Source organism: Chryseolinea sp. T2 (genome assembly GCF_037203685.1).
In the GTDB taxonomy this organism is placed as follows: Bacteria; Bacteroidota; Bacteroidia; order Cytophagales; family Cyclobacteriaceae; genus Chryseolinea.
Window position 1 is genome coordinate 103,880 of sequence record NZ_JBBCAU010000011.1, and the last position, 19,196, is coordinate 123,075.

At 47.1% G+C, this 19,196-nt stretch carries 16 protein-coding genes; 9 read left to right on the forward strand and 7 right to left on the reverse strand.

Translation table 11 applies throughout. The annotated features are described in order from the left end of the window. Positions 1-32 precede the first annotated feature (32 nt). A complete protein-coding gene (locus WBG78_RS28095) occupies positions 33-2,297 on the forward strand; it encodes an alpha-galactosidase (protein ID WP_337329858.1) in 2,265 nt (754 codons plus the stop codon). 140 nt (positions 2,298-2,437) lie between these two features. Continuing rightward, complete coding sequence (locus WBG78_RS28100; protein WP_337329859.1) at positions 2,438-3,439, forward strand: amidohydrolase family protein; 1,002 nt, start codon at positions 2,438-2,440, stop codon at positions 3,437-3,439. A gap of 50 nt (positions 3,440-3,489) precedes the next feature. On the opposite strand, the gene WBG78_RS28105 is transcribed toward WBG78_RS28100, so the two are convergent. From WBG78_RS28105 to WBG78_RS28125, 5 genes are all read right to left on the reverse strand, one after another. Next, positions 3,490-4,443: an acetyl-CoA carboxylase carboxyltransferase subunit alpha gene (locus WBG78_RS28105; RefSeq protein WP_337329860.1), complete on the reverse strand. Its 954-nt coding sequence runs from the start codon at positions 4,441-4,443 to the stop codon at positions 3,490-3,492. A gap of 57 nt (positions 4,444-4,500) precedes the next feature. Beyond that, positions 4,501-5,544 (reverse strand): NAD(P)-dependent alcohol dehydrogenase, encoded by a 1,044-nt coding sequence (locus WBG78_RS28110; protein WP_337329861.1) that lies wholly within the window; start codon positions 5,542-5,544, stop codon positions 4,501-4,503. An 11-nt stretch (positions 5,545-5,555) separates the two neighbouring features. After that, the gene (locus WBG78_RS28115) at positions 5,556-7,199 is read right to left on the reverse strand and encodes a DUF5597 domain-containing protein (RefSeq protein ID WP_337329862.1); all 1,644 of its coding nucleotides are present in this window, start codon (positions 7,197-7,199) and stop codon (positions 5,556-5,558) included. Between the two features lie 59 nt (positions 7,200-7,258). Continuing rightward, positions 7,259-8,098 (reverse strand): sugar phosphate isomerase/epimerase family protein, encoded by an 840-nt coding sequence (locus WBG78_RS28120; protein WP_337329863.1) that lies wholly within the window; start codon positions 8,096-8,098, stop codon positions 7,259-7,261. A 121-nt stretch (positions 8,099-8,219) separates the two neighbouring features. Continuing rightward, on the reverse strand, positions 8,220-8,900 hold the full coding sequence (locus WBG78_RS28125) for a PAS domain-containing protein (RefSeq protein ID WP_337329864.1): 681 nt from the start codon (positions 8,898-8,900) through the stop codon (positions 8,220-8,222). 107 nt (positions 8,901-9,007) lie between these two features. Here WBG78_RS28125 and map point away from each other — a divergent pair, with 107 nt between their 5' ends. Both map and WBG78_RS28135 read left to right on the forward strand, forming a co-directional pair. Then, a complete protein-coding gene (gene map, locus WBG78_RS28130; protein ID WP_337329865.1) occupies positions 9,008-9,769 on the forward strand; it encodes a type I methionyl aminopeptidase in 762 nt (253 codons plus the stop codon). A gap of 269 nt (positions 9,770-10,038) precedes the next feature. Then, positions 10,039-10,794, forward strand: coding sequence for a DUF6544 family protein (locus WBG78_RS28135; RefSeq protein WP_337329866.1), 756 nt, complete (start codon positions 10,039-10,041; stop codon positions 10,792-10,794). 30 nt (positions 10,795-10,824) lie between these two features. Here WBG78_RS28135 and WBG78_RS28140 read toward each other — a convergent pair whose 3' ends face one another. After that, positions 10,825-11,133, reverse strand: coding sequence for a winged helix-turn-helix transcriptional regulator (locus WBG78_RS28140; RefSeq protein ID WP_337329867.1), 309 nt, complete (start codon positions 11,131-11,133; stop codon positions 10,825-10,827). A 171-nt stretch (positions 11,134-11,304) separates the two neighbouring features. Here WBG78_RS28140 and WBG78_RS28145 point away from each other — a divergent pair, with 171 nt between their 5' ends. Continuing rightward, positions 11,305-11,676, forward strand: a complete 372-nt coding sequence (locus tag WBG78_RS28145) for a DoxX family protein (RefSeq protein WP_337329868.1) — start codon at positions 11,305-11,307, stop codon at positions 11,674-11,676. A 21-nt stretch (positions 11,677-11,697) separates the two neighbouring features. Here WBG78_RS28145 and WBG78_RS28150 read toward each other — a convergent pair whose 3' ends face one another. Beyond that, entirely contained in the window at positions 11,698-12,186 is a 489-nt protein-coding gene (locus WBG78_RS28150) for a hypothetical protein (protein WP_337329869.1), read from the reverse strand. 320 nt (positions 12,187-12,506) lie between these two features. Here WBG78_RS28150 and WBG78_RS28155 point away from each other — a divergent pair, with 320 nt between their 5' ends. The 4 genes from WBG78_RS28155 (at position 12,507) to WBG78_RS28170 (ending at position 19,163) form a co-directional block, all read left to right on the forward strand. Next, complete coding sequence (locus WBG78_RS28155) at positions 12,507-13,097, forward strand: hypothetical protein (RefSeq protein WP_337329870.1); 591 nt, start codon at positions 12,507-12,509, stop codon at positions 13,095-13,097. Between the two features lie 121 nt (positions 13,098-13,218). Further along, on the forward strand, positions 13,219-15,360 hold the full coding sequence (locus tag WBG78_RS28160; protein WP_337329871.1) for a prolyl oligopeptidase family serine peptidase: 2,142 nt from the start codon (positions 13,219-13,221) through the stop codon (positions 15,358-15,360). Between the two features lie 103 nt (positions 15,361-15,463). Continuing rightward, a complete protein-coding gene (locus WBG78_RS28165; protein ID WP_337329872.1) occupies positions 15,464-17,950 on the forward strand; it encodes a DUF2339 domain-containing protein in 2,487 nt (828 codons plus the stop codon). Next, the gene (locus WBG78_RS28170; RefSeq protein WP_337329873.1) at positions 17,937-19,163 is read left to right on the forward strand and encodes a hypothetical protein; all 1,227 of its coding nucleotides are present in this window, start codon (positions 17,937-17,939) and stop codon (positions 19,161-19,163) included. The genes WBG78_RS28165 and WBG78_RS28170 overlap by 14 nt, the downstream gene beginning before the upstream one ends. The last annotated feature ends 33 nt before the right edge of the window (positions 19,164-19,196 follow it).

Sequence of the window (19,196 nt, forward strand, 5' to 3'; positions counted from 1 at the left end):
GGCATCAGTGTATGCCGCATATGCCGCTCTCCATGAATGAACATCCAGACCGCTTCCTTACAGGTAAGTCCTGCCATCCTTCTGCCCATAGTGTCATTGTAAAGTTTACTTTGCTGTTATTCGGGTTGCTTTGTAACGGCAACTTTTCAATCAATGCTCAGCTACGACCTGTGGATGATCATGGAAACAGTTCGCGGATGGCATCGTCCGACTGGTTGTTAACACCGGTTAAAGAAAGAGCTGAGGTGTATTCCTCGTCTGATGGAAAGCAATTGGTTTTATTCAACGGGTTAATCAGAAGGGCGTTTGCGCTACAGCCTGGTATTGCCTGCGTTGACTTTCGTAACATGAGCAGTGGCCAGCAATTACTGCGGGCAATCAAACCGGAAGCTTACGTAACACTCGACGGACATCAGTACACCATTGGAGGTCTGAAGGGTCAGCCTGAAAATGCTTATCTGCGTCCGGAATGGATTGACGTCATGAAACCAGCAGGCACCGACTTTGTATTCAGGGGTTACACTATTTCTCTTTTAGCACCGCGTATAAAATGGAAGTCGACTACGTGGACAGGCAATAAGGAAATGCCAACCGGAAAGACACTGACTTTTCGTTTCGAGGGGGCGGCCGAAAACGTGAAGGGTATATCAATAGATGTCCAATACGAACTTTACGATGGTTTGCCTTTGCTCGTTAAGTCGCTTGTCATTAAAAGCACAGCAAAGAAACCAGTCATGATTGATAAGATAGTTAATGAGGTGCTGGCGGTTGTTGAGGAAGAAAGTGCAGTTGAGGGCAATGAGATGAACATGAAGAAGCAGCACGGCATCTACGTTGAGACGAATGTTGCGTATAATAATTCAATGCGCTATGACTTGAGTGATCAGACCACACATTGGTTGCCAGATACTAGTTACACATCGCAGGTGAACTATGCACTGCGAAGCCCCGCTATGTTGCAAGTGTATCCCGAGCATGCGCCGGGTGTGTTGTTGCGTCAGGGTGAGGCACTGACTTCTGTCAGAACCGCTGAGCTATTAATAGATACATACGATCGGGAGCGTCGTGGTTTGATGATAAGGCGAATGTACCGCGTGCTTGCACCCTGGACGACGCAGAATCCGATATTTATGCACCTGGTTAGCAAGAACGATGATGAAGTCAGAACAGCGATCGATCAATGTGCAGATACCGGTTACGAGGCACTGATATTAAGCTTTGGCAGTCATTGCAATATGGAAGATACAACCGCTTCCAATGTGCGAAGATGGAGACAACTGGCCGACTATGCGCACTCCAAACGGATTCAGATCGGAAGCTATGCACTGTTCAGTTCACGCCGCATCAGTGATGAAGATGATGTAATCGATCCCACCACGGGCAAACCCGGTGGAGCATACTTTGGAAATGCCCCGTGTTTTGGAAGTAAATGGGGGCTCGGGTTTCGGGACAAGATAAAATACTTCATTGCCAATACGACTTTCGACATATGGGAAAATGATGGCCCATACGCGGGAGATCTTTGCGCTTCGACAACTCATCCAGGCCATCGCGATGTGAACGATTCGCGATGGCGTCAGTTGGCATTGCAAAAGGAGCTTTATCGATGGTGCAATGAGCACGGTGTCTACATAAATGCGCCGGACTGGTATCATCTCGACGGAACACACAAGAGTGGCCTTGGCTATCGCGAGGTGAATTTCTCATTGCCCCGCGATCAGCAACTAATTCTCAACCGCCAGAATATCTTCGATGGTACCTGGGAAAAAACTCCGTCTATGAGCTGGGGTTTTGTGCCTCTGACTAAATATCAGGGCGGTGGACCTGAAGCTGTTCTCGAGCCTTTGGAACAGCATCTTGATGCATATAAGCAATTGATGATGCAATACTACGGTGCCGGAATACAAGCTTGTTATCGTGGACCAAGATTGTACGATACCGAAAAAACACGGGTAGTCGTTTCTGATGTTGTAACCTGGTACAAAAAGTACCGCGACGTTTTAAATGCGGATCTGATTCATCTCAGACGCGCAGACGGTCGTGACTGGGATGGATGGCTTCACGTTTCTCCGCAGGGAAAAGAGCGTGGCATGCTCTTCTTGTTTAATCCCTTGCAGCAGCCGATCACCAGGCATATCGTTGTCCCACTATACTACACGGGGCTGAAGGACAAGGCAAAACTGCAGGTGGGTGAGGGCACGCCCCAGATTTATTCTCTCAATCGATCTTACGAGATCGAACTCGATGTTACACTTCAGCCGGGAACAACCTGGTGGGCAACCGTGACGCCTCTATAACCTTTGCTACACGACTTGCAGGTGAAAAAGTTGAGCGCACAGCAATTGTTCAAACATCCTTGCTACTTAAGCACGAATAAATGTAGATTGGAACAGTCAATACACACCACTTGCAATACACAACACCTGAATCTTTCTTTATGAGGACACCAACACTCCGCGCTTATCTCGTCCGATTCTTCCTGGCCGCACTGGTTATTCTGTTTAACGCTCCACTGTTTGCCCAGGAGAAACACTTGCCAATAATTGATGTTCACGTTCATATGATGAAGGTGAACCCAGCGTTTGCCAGCGATATGTGCCCGTGGTTTTTGAGGAACATGCCTGGTGGTGATCCGACATTGCCTCCACCATCATTCCTGAATACGGATTGTGCCGAGCCATTGAAGGCAGCAAAGACCGACCAGGAGATGCATGATGCACTGGTTTCTACGATGAAGAAGTTGAATATGACGGTTGTAACCTATGGCGATCCCGGACTCATCAGAAAACTTCAGAAAGCGGTGCCAGGCAGAGTGATTCCTGGTATTGGTGTGAGCTCTTCGAAAGATATGACCGTTAAGGCTTTCCAGGATTCTCTCTCATCTGGATTTTATAAAGTGATGGGCGAGGTTGCACCGCAGTATCAAGGCTTGTCGCCGAGTGATATGTCACTTGACGAATACTTTAGCGTTGCTGAAAAGCTTAACATCCCGGTTGGAATTCATATGGGAACGGGCGGTAACGGTATGGCTAACATAACCTCACCCAAATACCGTGCTTCGCTTGGAAATCCGTTCCTGCTCGAAGACATGCTGGCGCGACACCCTAAATTAAAGATCTGGGTTATGCACGCTGGTTATCCAATGATCGATGAAATGATAGCCTTAATGGGGGCGCACGCTTATGTGTACGTAGACCTTGCAGGCTTTATCTGGAGCTACCCGCAGGCAGAGATTCATGCCTACCTGAATCGACTCGTCCAGGCGGGATTTGGAAAACGAATAATGTATGGAACAGACCTTTTGGTGTGGCCGAAACTGATTGAAACGTCAATCGGTGTTATCGAAAACGCCGATTACCTTTCATTTGATCAGAAGCGCGATATTTTGTTCAACAACGCTGTACGGTTCTTTCGTCTGGATGAAAGTAAATTCAAGTAAGCAGGTCTGAATCTCCTGAGCATGGGCAGCGAAAAGAGTTCTTAGCATCATCAACTCTTTTCGCTGACGACACCCATTGAGCCAAACTTTTCTATTCGCTGCTCAATTCTTTTTTCTGGCTTGATCTTTTTAAGCTCATCCGTGCAACTCAGAATCGCCTTACGAACCTCTGCAATCATGGACTTCGTGTCTGTGTGTGCACCACCAAGAGGTTCTTTTATGATGCCATCAATGAGACGGAGCGACTGCATATCCTTGGCAGTAAGTTTAAGGAGCTCAGCGGCCTGCTCTTTAAAATCCCAGCTTCGCCATAGAATCGTAGAGCAGTTTTCCGGCGATATCACCGAGTACCAGCTGTTCTCGAGCATCAGAACTCTATCGCCGATCGCAATACCTAAAGCGCCCCCAGAGGCGCCTTCTCCAATAACAATGCAGATCACGGGAACTTTCAGCGTAAACATTTCCTGAAGATTACGGGCTATTGCTTCACCCTGACCACGCTCTTCAGCCTCAAGACCAGGGAATGCACCTGGCGTATCAATGAACGTAACGATTGGCTTATTGAATTTTTCGGCGAGCTTCATCAGCCGGAGTGCTTTGCGATAGCCCTCAGGATTGGCCATACCAAAATTCCTGAACTGACGTTGCTTGGTATTGCGACCCTTCTGCTGCCCGATTAGCATATACGTTTGGCCGTCGATCGTGCCAAATCCTCCAACCATGGCGGGATCATCACGAACAGTTCGGTCGCCATGAAGCTCGATGAAATCAGACGTCAATCCGTAGACATAGTCCAGTGTATATGGACGATCGGGGTGGCGGGACAATTGGACGCGTTGCCACCCCGTTAGATTTTCAAACGTCTCCTTCTTAAGGTGCTGAATTTTTTTCTCGAGTACTGAAATCGAGTCTCTCACCTGGGCATCACTGTCAAACGCCAGGTGTTTCATCTGTTCTAATTTTGCTTCGAGCTCAGCAATAGGCTTTTCAAAATCCAGTAGCATAGTCGTCAGTTCTGACCCGCAAATTATCAAGAAATATGATTAATCCTCATGTGCCTTTTAAAGCGTTGCCATGTCGATCACGAAGCGATATCGAACATCACCTTTCAGCATCCGCTCATACGCAGAGTTTATATTTTTGATGTCGATCATTTCAATATCAGAAACAATATTATGAGCAGCGCAGAAATCGAGCATCTCCTGGGTCTCGGGTAAGCCTCCAATTCCAGAACCTGCAATACTCTTGCGTCCTCCCATCAATGCAAAAGCACTTACCGCAGAAGGTGTAGGAGGAGCACCTACACATATGTGTACACCGTCGGTCTTGAGTAACTTCAGGTATTGGTTGTAATCGTGCTCCGCTGAAACAGTGTCGAGGATGAAATCGAACGATCCCCTTGCAGCCTTAAACTGGGCAGGATCTTTTGTGACGACAAACTTATGAGCTCCAAGTTTTTTTGCATCCGCTTCTTTGGACGGTGATGTGCTGAGTACGGTTACTTCCGCACCGAACGCGACTCCGAACTTAACACCCATATGTCCAAGTCCGCCGAGACCAAGCACTGCCAGCTTATGCCCTTTGCCTACTTTCCAGTGACGCAGCGGAGAATAGGTCGTTATTCCGGCGCACAATAGGGGAGCCGTTGCAGCAAGATCCAATGAGGCCGGCACGCGAAGCACAAAGTCTTCGTGGACAACTATCGTTTTGGAATATCCGCCATACGTTGGCGTCTTGCGATCCTGTTCATACCCGTTGTAGGTCTGAGATCCTCCAACGAGACAATATTGTTCAAGCCCACGCTTACAGTTCTCACACGTCCTGCAGGAGTCGACCAGGCATCCGGTGGCCGCGAGATCTCCCTTCCTGAACTTCTTTACCTGGTTCCCCACGGCCACAACACGTCCCACTATTTCGTGGCCCGGTACCATAGGGAAAATAGATCCTCCCCACTCATCTCTGATCTGATGAAGGTCGGAATGACACACACCACAAAAGTCGATGTCGAACTGAACATCATAAGGGCCGACCTCACGGCGATTAAAATTCCACGGAGCAAGTGGTGTCTCCTTTGTTTGCGCTGCGTATCCTTTGGTTGGTATCATATTATTTGGGTTTAATTCTGCTCGAAGTTGGCCCTGACTTTCCCATTGTCAGATGCCTTGACAGGTCGGAGACGAATCTTCAGAATCGTGCCCTGAGGCCTTAGTGTAGAATGATAAACTTCATCACCGTTCCAGAAACGTTGACGCACCCAATTGTTGGCCGTATCGTAGTAGCCTTCTTCAACTGCGATCATTTCTGCATTTGAAAAACCCGAGCCATATGTGGGTCTGAATCTGAACCGGGCATCAAAACCAACAATTAGAAATTCATTTGCACTGAGCTGTCCTATTAATGCGCGTCCGCTTTGGCGACCCTTCTCTCTGTATCGGGGATATCCGTATTCAAAGAGAACGTCATAACCATCGAAGTGAACAAGCTGTTCCATCAATCCCTGTTCTTCACCAACAGCCTTCAACTTTTGCTGACCTTGTAAAGCAAGGATCTGATCTGCCGCCTTCGACAGCAATGCATAGTTCGCAGCAATGTCGTCGAAGCGCTCATCGAGCCGCGTAAAGTTACGTTTATCATTCGGATCGGCATGGAATGGATCTACACCGTAAACTGCAACTCCTTTCGCATCGTGATTTCCGATCGCATAGAAATGAAATCGTGCAAATGAAACACCATTGCCGGTTTCAGGAATCATTAACAGATTGTCTTTTCTTTTGTACAGCTCGCAGGATATATTAAACATGTTGGGATTGCCGAAGTACAGGTCCGGTGCCAGGAACGAAAGATCAGGAGCAGCAAATTTCCAGAGATCAAGCATGTTTGAAGATGGACCACCGCTGGGGTATTCACCCGGGCGTTGAAAAGAATTTTCTCTCGTCCAGGAGTTGGCGTACATCGGAAGATTATGAACTGCCTTTCCGGCCTTTGCTATTTCATTGATGTAGGTTGCAAAATGCCACGAATTGAATGCTTCGGGAGCATCGATACCAAATACCTGTTCCCATGTACCCGCTGATTTGTTCAACGCCTTGACTAGATCGGATGGTACCTCTTGCGCATAAAGTTTGTTGGCTGCCGGAGAGTAATCGCGGTTTGTACCCAGCGAACCGGCCTCATTCTGTACCTGAACCATGATCACTGTCTTTCCTGAAGCATCAAGCGATCGAACGCGTTTCATCAACTCGACAAACGCGCGTTTATCGGCATCGCGGTTTGCTGTGCTCACGGGTGAAAGAATCAACAACTCGTCTCCAGCTGCGCTATTCATCCGCGGATACTTTGCCGGATCCTCAAGCAACCACGCCGGAGCGTACGACGATGTTCCATTCTTCCATGAAGCAAACCAGAGGAGCACAAGTTTAATGTGCTCTTGCTGTGCGTGCTGAATAAGGTCGTCGAGCTCCTTAAAGTTAAATTGCCCTGGTTGTGGTTCAATGTTTTGCCAGTAGATAGGAACTTCAAGCGTATTAGCATTCAATGACCGAAGCTGCAACCAGAATTGATCAGTTATATATGGCCATGCACTGCTGTTCCACAATTGAGCGCCAAGCAGGAGGAAAGGTTTGCCATCAACGATCAGGTTGTGAGTGCCTTTATCAGTAACGACCCTGGGCAACTCTGTCGGCTTTTGACTTGTGGCTTTTTGTCCGAAAGCGCTTGCCGAAAGAAAACAGAAAAGAAGTGCTGTCAGTCGATTGATCATTTTATTCGCGCAATCTTTTTGTTTGACTACTAAACCTTAGGTCTTTCATAAATTGTTCTCTAGGCGAGATACTTTTCAAGGTTCTTCTTAAAGAATGCCGCACTTTTCGTAATGCTGTCCATTGGGTTGATAGCAAAGTTTCCGCCTTGCTCAATGTAATAGTACTGCATGCCTGAGCGGGAAGCGTCGGGGAGTATTTTGGTGTAGTCAATGGAACCATTGCCCATCTCTGTATAATCGCGCGAGACTTTATCCATATCCTTAATGTGCCACATCACAAATCGGCCTGGCTGCAGGCTGAAGAGCTCAGCAGGACTCCGTTTCGAGGAATGCATCACCCAGTAAAGATCCACCTGTAACTTCACCAGCCTGGGGTCAGTTTCTTTCATAATTATATCGTAGCCAATCTGACCATTGTGATCAATGAATTCAAAATCATGATTGTGATAAGCAAACCCAAGTCCCGCTTTGTTCACCTGTTCACCGATTGCGTTTAGCTTGCCCGTTAGCTCCTTGAATTTTTCGATTGATCGCAATGATGGATCCAGCCATGGCCATGTGATGTACTTTTGTCCCAGTCCGCTCGCACCTTCGATACAACGGTCTACAAACCGTTTCATCTCATCAGCAGGTTGAGCGAAGTATCTTGCAAAGTCGTAGTGCCCGCTGGTGGTGGTAAGCTGACTGTCAGCAAGTGCCTGCCTGAAGTCTGATATCGCCATGCCGTAGTACGTTTTTTTCTCCGGATCGAATCCGTAGGTTTCAGTGTCCTGGTAGCCGATTGAACCGACGCGCTTGAGCGTGCCAGCAACGTCCCGGCCAATGATCGAATTGATGGTGAACAGCTGAAGTCCCATCTTATACTTAGACGCATTTGGTTGAGGATTAGCTTGTATCATAGAGGGTAAAGTGACAGCAGAAAGGGCAGCTGCTGTAGAAGTGATAAATTGGCGTCGTGTAACGCAACCGCTACTGGTCATGTTGGTTGGAAGATTTTGGTTAGTTATATCAATTGTGTTGTTACTGCATCCTGTTTTCTCCTTCTCCCGAACGAGTTGCTCCCATATTTGCGCGAATTACATTTTGCCGTATGACATTTTCGAGTTTATGCGCGGTCTGTTCAAGCAACCCAATAATTTTCTGATTCTCTTCAGTCAGCGACTTCTTATCAAGGATATTGATCAGGCCCAAAAGTGTAGCTACCGGCTGTCGGGTTTCGTGAGATTGCGACCAGGCGATATGATTGAGGATATCCGCCTGCTGCGCAGTCCACGTCTCCATTTTCTTCCGGTCGGTGACATTATGAAAATGAAGCAGAACGCCAACTGGTTTATCGTGATCAAATATCGGAGTAAACTCGGTCCGTATCCAAAAGGTCAATGGAGGAAAGAACATTTCACCTTCGTCAATAATCGCTGTTCTTGTTTGTAATGCGCGTTCAAAGTTTTTCTTGAACTTGCTGTGAGTTTCATCGTCTCCCGGAAGCCTGTAATTCATAATGCTGTCTCCAACCTCCATTGGACGGCCATGAATTGTAACACTACCTTCGCGGGCGTACTTGTTCACAAATATCATGCGTGTATCCGGAGCAACGAGCACGATAGCCGACGTGATGTTGTCGAACACTATCCTGAGGATTTGCCGGGACATATCCAACTCCTGAAGCATCTCGGCAATTGCCGGCGCGGGTTGCTTGCTCATATTTCGAGGTATACTTTTGACCAAGGTATACAATAATTCTGCTTTACCGGAACTACATTTACATGACGGTGTTAATTGTTTTTGAATAAAGTAATAACTTCTCATATATGTCAATCTCAAAAGAGTCGGAACTGAAAGGCATGACTCGTGTCAGTCACGCCGTTGCCAGCACACTGAAAGAAATGCAGAAGCATGCCAGGGCCGGAATGAACACAAAGGAACTCGACGACTTTGGCAATGATATTCTCAGGTCTTTAGGCGCCCGCTCTGCTCCACGCCTGACGTATGACTTTCCTGGTGCTACCTGCATTAGTGTGAATGAAGCTTTTTGTCACGGGATACCATCGCCCCAAACAATATTGAGGCAAGGTGATCTTGTGAACATAGACGTATCAGCAGAACTGAATGGTTACTGGTCGGACAACGGAGCATCCTTTGTTATTGGTGATGATGTGAATGGTCATCAGTTGCTTGTAGATGCATCGAAGCATATTTTGTTAAACGCAATTGATCAGATACGAGGAGGAGTGAGGATCTCCGATCTGGGTGGATGGATAGAGCAAAGGGCGAAGCAGCGTGGATTCAAAGTGATACGCAATCTCACCGGACACGGAATAGGACGAAGCCTGCATGAACATCCATCATACATTGCAAACTATCGCGACTCAGGTAATAGTCAGCGATTCACAAAAAATTCTGTAGTTGCCATAGAAACCTTTATTGCCACAGCTTCAACCATGGCGGTCACTGCCAGCGACGGTTGGACTTTAGTAGGAAACCGCGGCGGATTTATGGCACAGCATGAGCATACCATCGTTGTTACAGACGGGAAGCCAATAATACTGACAGCGGAGAATGGTATAGAGTAAGAAACTGACAAACGTCAGATGAAGTCCTGATGAATTGTCATGAGACGATAGTCACTGTGATATTATCTTAAGACCTGTAATAAGGCGCGCAAGTAATCCCGGGATTACATTAGCGATCGTTTTGAATAATGTTAAAACGATCCTTGCGCGGCACCCTTTGTCGTATGCATGGTCACTATTTGATAGTATCAGTTCTTAGCGCCATCTCAGGCGTAGCACTTTGCATACTCGCGCCAGTGCTGAGTCGTAGATATTTTAGAAATAGCTTCATGAAGGACGTGACCGTTCTGCTCAGGACAAATTCGTCCGGCGATAATGAGTTGCTCACGGAGTCTGACCTGGCGCACGTGCCAGAGACTGTTAAAAAATACATACGACAATCCGGGGCCATGAATAAACCCAGGGTATTAAACTTCTCAGTTTTACTTGAAGGTACTCTCCGTCAGGACGAACAATCACCTTGGATGAAATTTCAATCGAAGCAGTACAACGGCATAAGGAATCCATCACGTCTGTTTTTTCTGGATGCAGTAATGAAAAGGCTACCGGTTGCCGGCTATCATCGATTTGTGGATGGCTTGGCATCCATGGAGATCAGACTTCTTTCAATGATCCGCGTTCAGCATGCTGATGGGCCGCTTATGAACATCGCAGAAACCGTGACTGCGTTCAACGATATGTGTGTTATGGCTCCGGCTACACTCATCGATAAACGAATCGCCTGGTTTAATATATCGGACCTGTCCGTAACCGCGACGTTTGTCAACGGAGATGTCTCGATTTCGGCAGACCTGCACTTTAATAGGGACGGAGAACTCATCGAGTTTATGTCGCACGATCGCTACGCCCTTCAGAAAGACGGATCGATGCAACGGTATCCCTGGTTAACCCCGCTGAAAGCCTATCAGAATTTCGCCGGCATGAGACTTTCATCATATGCCGAGGCCATTGTGAAGTACCCTTCCGGAGACTTTTGTTATGGAAAGTTCAAAATAGTAGACGTTCGGTATAACGTTGATGAGTAGATGATGACTTAACCTGACAATATAACTTTGCTACTTTCCAATGATGTTCTTCCGATGCAGCAATCCCCAGTAATGAAGTTCTTCCAGCACGCGTTCAAGGGATCTTCCATGAGAAGTGAGCGCATACTCGACTGTTGGCGGAAAGGTGTCGTAGACATCGCGGGAAATGAGTTTGTTGATTTCCAGCAGTTTCAGTTCTTTCGACAGGGTCTTGTCAGTAATACCTCCTACATCCCGTGAAATTTGCTTGAAACGTCTGGGGCCGGACGTTAGTGAAAATAGTATCAATAGCTTCCATTTTCCCTCGATTGCTTCGAGCGCATCCTTGATTGATAGCATTGTTTTAGGACAACCACCTGCCGTTAACATGTCTTGTACTTTGTCAATGATTAATTGTGCCTCGGATATGCACACAAGCGCGCACTTTCCTACTGGATAGCGCTATCCATCAGGATAGTACTATCTGTTGGATAGCAAAGTTAGATATTTTTGCAGGTAACTATTTTGTAAATGAAAAAGGCAAAGTCAATCGCGCTTTGGGCAATTCAGTCACTGCTTGCCCTCAGCCTCATATGGTCTGCGTGGATGAAGTTATTTACACCCACATCTCACCTGGCTCAAATGTGGTCGTGGGCAGGTGAGGTTTCAGATGCACTGGTAAAATTCACAGGCATAGTTGATTTGACCGGTGCTTTGGGATTGATATTACCGGGTATCTTTAACATCAAATCTCGTCTTACCGCTATCGCTGCTCTTGGTGTTGTGCTCCTGATGATTTGCGCCATAATTTTTCATGTAGCGCGGGGAGAAGCATCTTCAATCGGAGTAAACATCGTTTTCCTCGCTCTTGCTTCCGTCATTTGGTGGTACAGGAGAAGATAGAAAATAGTCAGTATGGTACGGCTAATGTACAGTAAAGGTCGCAGTAACCGACGCAGACATGTAGTCAAACGTTGCAGTCTGTGATGCCGTGATCGTTGTTGTACCCGCTCCGACAATAGTGATGATATTTCCGCCGACTGTGGCCACTGCGACATCAGACGATGTGTATGTTATGGGCGAAGGATTTAGAGTTGTAGGCGCCGTGATGGAAAAAGGTGAATCGCCTGATTTTTTGCCGGGGATGATGAACGTTGACATCTGAGAATTCTGCAACTTGTTTACAGTTGCAACTTCAGAGTATTCGCTGCTGGTTCCGGTTAGATCAACCAGTGTCATTCGATATCTATAGGTTGCTTCCGGCTCTATTGCATTGTCGATGTACGACAACCTGCCCCGGGGCACAGTCGTAAGCTCTTCGTACGCTGATGAATTTACGGCACGCAGAATAAGATAATTTCCGTCGATCTTTGTGCTATCACTCCAGGAAATCAAGGCTGATTTTTCTGACATACGTATAGCTTTTACGTTGTACGGAGTGTCAGGCTGGGGGATTTCTACATCCTCATCACAAGATAACATTACAAACAAAAGTAATACACAACCCAATTTCTTCATGGAGCGAAGATACGATCTGTTCGTTAAATCGCTACAGGTATATCAGCTCTACAACCAGGTTTAATCGCAGGTTAACCACTTCCACGAAACGTCAATTACTCAATCAAAGCAGGGCGCTGCTCGATGGCCCTGGCCTTCGGGACTGTTTACTACTACGTTCGGTACGCAATAGACGTTGCCGGAAGCAAGAGTAAACTAATCAAACTATACCCATCATGAAAAATGTTAACATCAAGAGGCCCGGCCCGGGTATTTTCGGGGTCGTTGGCACCATCATCTTCCTTTTTGCGTGTTCGGATGAGCAGATTTCACCTCGGCGCAATGATCAGGTTCCTTTCGGAAAAGAGCTTCGTTCGGAATCTGGCGATTTTGATCGCATCTTTCAGGGCTTTGATCGTGATTGCAAACCCGGCGGGCCAAACTATAATCTCAACGTTTGGCTGATGGGTGATAAACGTGGCGAACTTGGATTCATTGCGTTCCGTCAGAAAGAGAATGAAACCCAAATGATTCACCTGGACACGTATATCCGCGGCCTTGAACCAAACACCAGTTACATACTTCAACGTGCTGTAGACACCACGTTGGATAACAATTGCACAAGTGCAACATGGCTGACGCTGGGATTGGGCCTTGACCCAAAGCCCATCGTGACGAACAAGTTTGGGTTCGGGCACGAGGAGCTATTCAGAAGCGTTGCAGCAATTCCCGTTGGCTCTACATTTGACATTCATTTTCAAATCCTTAAGGAAACTACCATGGAAGTGGTGCTATCCAGCGACTGCTACCAGTACACGGTCCGATAAATTCTCAGGATGCCACCAGGCCTGCGCCCAGGTGGCATCTTTTCTTCTGTTACGGCGGTTGTAATACTAGCAGCAGATTAATAGCTTTCGGCTTCGAAACGAATGATTTCGGGATTACGCTATGAAATCTATGACCCTGTTACTTTCTCTTGCTTTTATCGTGGTATTGGCCGCCTGCTCAAAAAGTTCAAAGACAGAGAATCCGAGTTCTTATCCCGTGTCCAAAAAAGGGGACACCGTTGATGTTTATTTCGGTGAATCGGTTGCTGATCCATATCGATGGATGGAGAACGATACCAGTGCGGAAGTGGCCGACTGGGTTGCGGAAGAAAACAAGGTGACCTTCGGCTTCCTCGGAAAGATTCCTTATCGGGAGGAGATACGTACTCGTCTGGAAACTTTAAACAATTACGAGAAGTTGGGATCTCCTTTCACAAAAGGCGAGTATATCTATTATTTCAGGAACGAAGGGCTCCAGAATCACAGTGTTCTCTACCGAAGAAAAGGGGAACAGGGAGAACCGGAAGTATTCCTGGACCCAAATACATTTTCATCAGATGGCACGACACGTCTTGCCGATGTATCGTTTTCCAAAGATGGATCACGGTTGGCCTACCTGATTTCCAAAGGAGGTCAGGACTGGACTGAAGCAATTATTATTGACGCGTCTTCCAAAAAGATCCTTGAAGATACAATCCAGGATATCAAGTTCAGCGGCATCGCCTGGCAGGGCAACGATGGTTTTTATTTCAGTACCTACGAAAAACCTAAGGGAAGTCAGTTGTCGGCGAAAACCCAGAGCCACAAATTGTACTACCACCGCGTTGGAACACCCCGCAGCGATGATAAGATCATATTTGGAGATGATAAGAATCCACGCAGGTATGTTAGCGGATCTCTTACTGAAGATGAGCGCTTCCTGGTTGTCTCAGCAGCTACCAGCACCACGGGGAATGAATTGTACATTCAGGATTTGCACGATCCGAAGAGCAGCCTTGTTGTCGTGGTAAATAACTTCGACAACAATCACGGTGTGGTTACAAACAAAGGCAGTCGCATTCTGTTGGAAACAAATCTTAATGCGCCTAACAACCGCCTCGTTGAATTTGATTTTGCGAATCCATTACCACAGAACTGGAAGGACGTAATTCCTGAAACGAAAGACGTGTTGAACACGAGTACCGGAGGTGGCTATCTGTTTGCGAACTATATGATCGATGTGAAATCGCAGATCAGGCAGTACGACCTGAACGGAAAATTGGTGCGGTCAATTGAATTGCCGGGAATTGGGACAGCCGGTGGCTTTAGTGCTGAAGTACATGAGAAGGTTCTCTACTATTCATTTACTTCATTCACCTACCCGACAACAATCTTCAGGTACGATATCGCATCCGGCAAGTCTTCAGTATACTACTCACCAAAAGTTGATTTCAATCCCGAAGACTATGAGACTAAGCAGGTGTTTTATACAAGCAAAGACGGTACGAAGGTGCCAATGTTTATTGTCTACAAAAAGGGAGTTGAACTGAATGGAAAAAATCCTACATGGCTCTACGCTTACGGTGGATTCAATATCAGTCTTACACCTGGGTTCAGTCCATCACGGATGATGTGGCTTGAAAATGGTGGCATCTACGCACAGCCAAATCTTCGTGGCGGCGGCGAGTATGGCGAAAAATGGCACCTCGCCGGCACCAAACTAAACAAGCAGAATGTATTTGATGACTTTATTGCTGCCGGCGAATACCTGATCAAAGAAAAGTATACTTCCAGTCAGTACCTGGCTATAGCCGGGGGATCCAACGGAGGGCTACTGGTAGGAGCAACAATGACACAGCGACCGGATCTCGCTAAGGTCGCGCTGCCTGCCGTCGGCGTAATGGATATGCTGCGTTACCATAAGTTTACAGCAGGGGCCGGCTGGGCGTATGACTACGGAACCGCCGACGACTCGAAGGAAATGTTTGAATATCTTAAGCGGTATTCGCCTGTCCACGCGCTCAAACCCAATACAGCCTACCCGGCAACAATGGTTACGACCGCCGACCACGACGATCGTGTGGTTCCGGCGCATTCTTTTAAGTTTGCAGCCACTCTTCAGGAGGCGAATTCTGGACCTAACCCTGTGCTCATCCGTATCGATACAAAGTCGGGGCACGGGGCTTCTAACTTGTCAAAGGCCATTGAAACGACTGCTGATCAATATGCGTTCGCATGGTACAATATGGGCATTGTGCCCCCCTTGGTGAAGAAGGGACTTTAGGAAGCGTTTAGTCTCGGTAACCTGCCATGCAGGCCCGCGATAGCAATTGTTTTCGGCTGGGGGAATTGGCATCTTTGATGTTGAACATCACCCTGATCCCCGCATGTTGGAATTCCTCGTATTCGTCGTAGCGACGATCGTCCTGGTTATTCTGTTTGGCATCCGAAAATCAATCACTGACAGATTTAACCTCCTTGATTCTAAACTCGACCATCTTCGTGAAGAATTAAAGAAGGTCCGGCAAAGCCAGGCTGAGGGGAGACCGGCAACATCTGTCACTGCTCCTTTGCCCGCGACTGCTCCGTCACCGACGGAAAAGGCCGAACAGAAACCAGTTGCAGAGAAACCGCCCATTCCCCCTGTACGTACCGAATCGAAACCTATCGTCCCTGAAGCTCTGGTTCCAGCGGAAGAAAAACCAACTGAAAAGATTCCCCAGCCAGTTACTCAACCAGTCGGGCGTGAGCCAGAGGTTGTCCGGATTCCGGCCGCCGTCAGGCCACCCGTTGCTCGTCCTCCGGCGCCAAAAAAGCCTGGCTTCTTCGAGCGAAATCCCGACCTCGAGAAATTTATTGGCGAGAACCTCGCGAACAAGATCGGTATCGGGGTCCTGGTGCTCGGTATCGGTTTCTTTGTAAAGTATGCCATCGATCGTGATTGGATCGGGCCAATAGGTCGTGTCTTTATAGGTATTCTCTGCGGTGGCATATTGCTGGGTGTAGCCCATTGGTTGCGGCGAACATTTGCTGCGTTCAGTTCAGTATTGGTTGGAGGTGGTATCGCCGTTTTATACCTGACTATTGCCATCGCCTTTCATGAATATCAGATTTTTGGACAGACTGCCGCCTTTATTCTCATGCTGATCATAACAGCTTTTGCTGTTGTGTTATCACTCGCGTACAATCGGATCGAACTGGCAGTGCTCTCGATCCTCGGTGGATTTGCATCTCCGTTTATGGTAAGCACTGGTGAAGGAAACTATGTGGTTCTGTTTACCTATGTGTTGATCCTCGATGGCGGGATGCTTGTGCTGGCATACTATAAAAAATGGAACCTTGTCAACATCGTTTGTTACGCATTCACTGTGTTGCTGTTTGGCGGCTGGCTGGGAGCGAAGTACGATACATTGGAGCCAACACCCGTCGTCGGAGCGTTGATCTTTGCAACTTTGTTTTATGTTGTATTCTTTGTGATGAACGTGGTTAACAACATAAAGGAACGAACGCCATTCAAAGCGATCGAGATCAGCATTCTTTTAAGTAACACATTTTGCTACTACGCCGCTGGGATGGTCATTCTGGATACACCATCCGCAAGCATTTACAAAGGACTATTTACGGCCACACTTGCCATCTTTAATTTTGCATTTGCGTTCGCACTTTATAAGAATACCCGAGTCGACAGGAACCTCGTGTTTTTACTAATCGGGTTGGTGCTCACCTTTGTGAGCCTCGCTGCACCTGTCCAGCTTGAAGGGAATTACATTACCATGTTCTGGTCAGCAGAAACAGTATTGTTGCTGTGGCTGTCGCAAAAGTCGGGCATTCGTCTTATGAAAGGAGCATCAGTGGTGCTCATGGTATTGATGCTCTTCAGTCTTGTGATGGATTGGGAACAAATCTACAGCTCGTCAGTGCCACCGCTGATGTCGATCATTTTCAATAAAGGATACCTCACAGGCATATTCTCAGTTGCCTCAATCGTATTTTCAATTATCCTCGTTCGCAGGGAAAAGAATGAAGATATGGAGCTGGTGAAGTATTACACCATCGCTTTATGTGTCGCAGGAGCTGTCATTGCCTATGTAACACACCTGCTCGAGTTGCAGTATCAATTGTTCAACCGTGGCGTGGATTACCCCGCGCAAAATGTGATCATTGGTGCTTACAATCTTGTATTTATCGTAGCACTCTTTATGGCTCAGCGTAAATGGATCCGCGACACCAAAATCAGCTTTGCCTTTAGTGGATTTGGGATATTGGCGATGGCATCCTACGTGTTGTTCTATCACGGTCAGATCATTGACGCAAGAAATGGGTATGTGCTGGGTGAGGCAACAGCTACGGGGTTTGTCTTTCACTACGTGCTGCTTGCAATCATGATTACGGTTGCCATAATCACTTTGCGGAAGGTTCGGGTAAATACTGCCTTCAATCAGGAAACGCGCAATGTGTATGCATGGGTCTTCGTTGGATTCTTTCTCTTTCTGGCCAGCGCAGAACTGGATAACCTGCTCGTAGTACTTTTAGCGAAGAACGAAGAAGACATCTATCATATTCTTTCGCAGAATCACAAGATTGGTTTCCCGATATTGTGGGGACTTGCATCATTCATTCTCATATTCATGGGGTTGAAGAGGAAACAAAAACATATCCGGATTGTTTCACTGTCGTTGTTTCTGTTGACTTTGCTTAAACTTTTCCTCATTGATATCAGGGGAATCTCTGAAGGAGGAAAGATTGCTGCCTTCATTTCGCTGGGAGTGTTGCTGCTGATCGTATCCTTTATGTATCAAAGGTTAAAGAAGATCCTGCTTGCGGATGAACCTGGCAAATCAGTTAATGAAAGTGACGCTCATGATCAGTTATAGAAGTATTGTTGATAACCTTTTTACAGCAGCATTTTGTTTCTCGGTTGCCGTCGCTTCTGGACAGTCATTCGTTTTGGAGCGATCGCTCGAATCCGTGCAGGCCGATGGATTTTACCGTATTGATCTTTCACCTGAAGTAATGCCCAACATAAACGCGGCTCTTTCTAACGTTCGTATCGTTGACGCCAACGACAAGGAAGTGCCGTACCTGTTCATTCAGGAGCAGCCGGCTACATTCAGTGAAGTTTTTCATCCATATAATATTGCGAGCTACGACAAGATCAAAGACTGCTGTACCTCTATCGTCCTTCAGAACCCCGAAGCCAAACCGATCAACAACATCCACCTGGCTATTCGTAACGCCGATGTATCGAAAGCCATGGTTCTCACGGGAAGCGATGACAGGAAGGAATGGTATGCACTTAAATCAAGAACGAGTATCTCAGCGTCCGGAGAAGGAACAAAAACTTCTACCATGAAGCTTGTCGATTTCCCGATGAGCAACTACGCGTACTATAAGATCGATATCGACGATTCTACGTCAGCTCCATTGAATATTACCGCCGCCGGATACTTCGAGGTAAGCGCATCAGAGGGTAAGTACAGTGCTGTTCCTTTTGATTCCCAGAAATCTGACAGTTCCTCTCTTAAACGCACGTATATTAAACTCAGCTTTTCACAGGCACAGTTGGTAGATCGCATCGTCCTTTCTATGAAGGGTAGTCCCTATTTCTTAAGAAGAGGTACGGTGCTCCGCGAAATGAAGCAGAGCAAAAGCAGGAAGCCATATTACGAGCGGCTCGCGTCGTTTATGGTAAGTTCAAGACAACCGGCAATTATCGACTTGACGGATTTACGAAGCAATGAGCTATACCTTGAGATTGAAAATGAGGACAATCCTGCCCTGGAAGTAAAAAGTATTGCAGTTGAACAGTTGAACCGTTACCTGGTTGCCTGGCTTTCTAAGGGAGAACACAAGATTAAGTTCGGCACTCCTGACCTGCAGGCACCCAGCTATGACCTTCTCAATTTTAAAGACTCCATTCCTGACAACCTGGTGCGCCTTAAACCTGGCCCTGCTAAGGCTATCAGGCAGAATCAGCAGAGCGAAAGCCCGACATTCTTTACCAACCGCCTGGTGATCTGGGCCGCAATCATTGTCGTGATCGGAGTGCTGGGACTGCTGGCAGTGAAGATGACCAGAGAGATGTAGATCGATCCTTCCAACGAAATAGTGTGGTTTTTT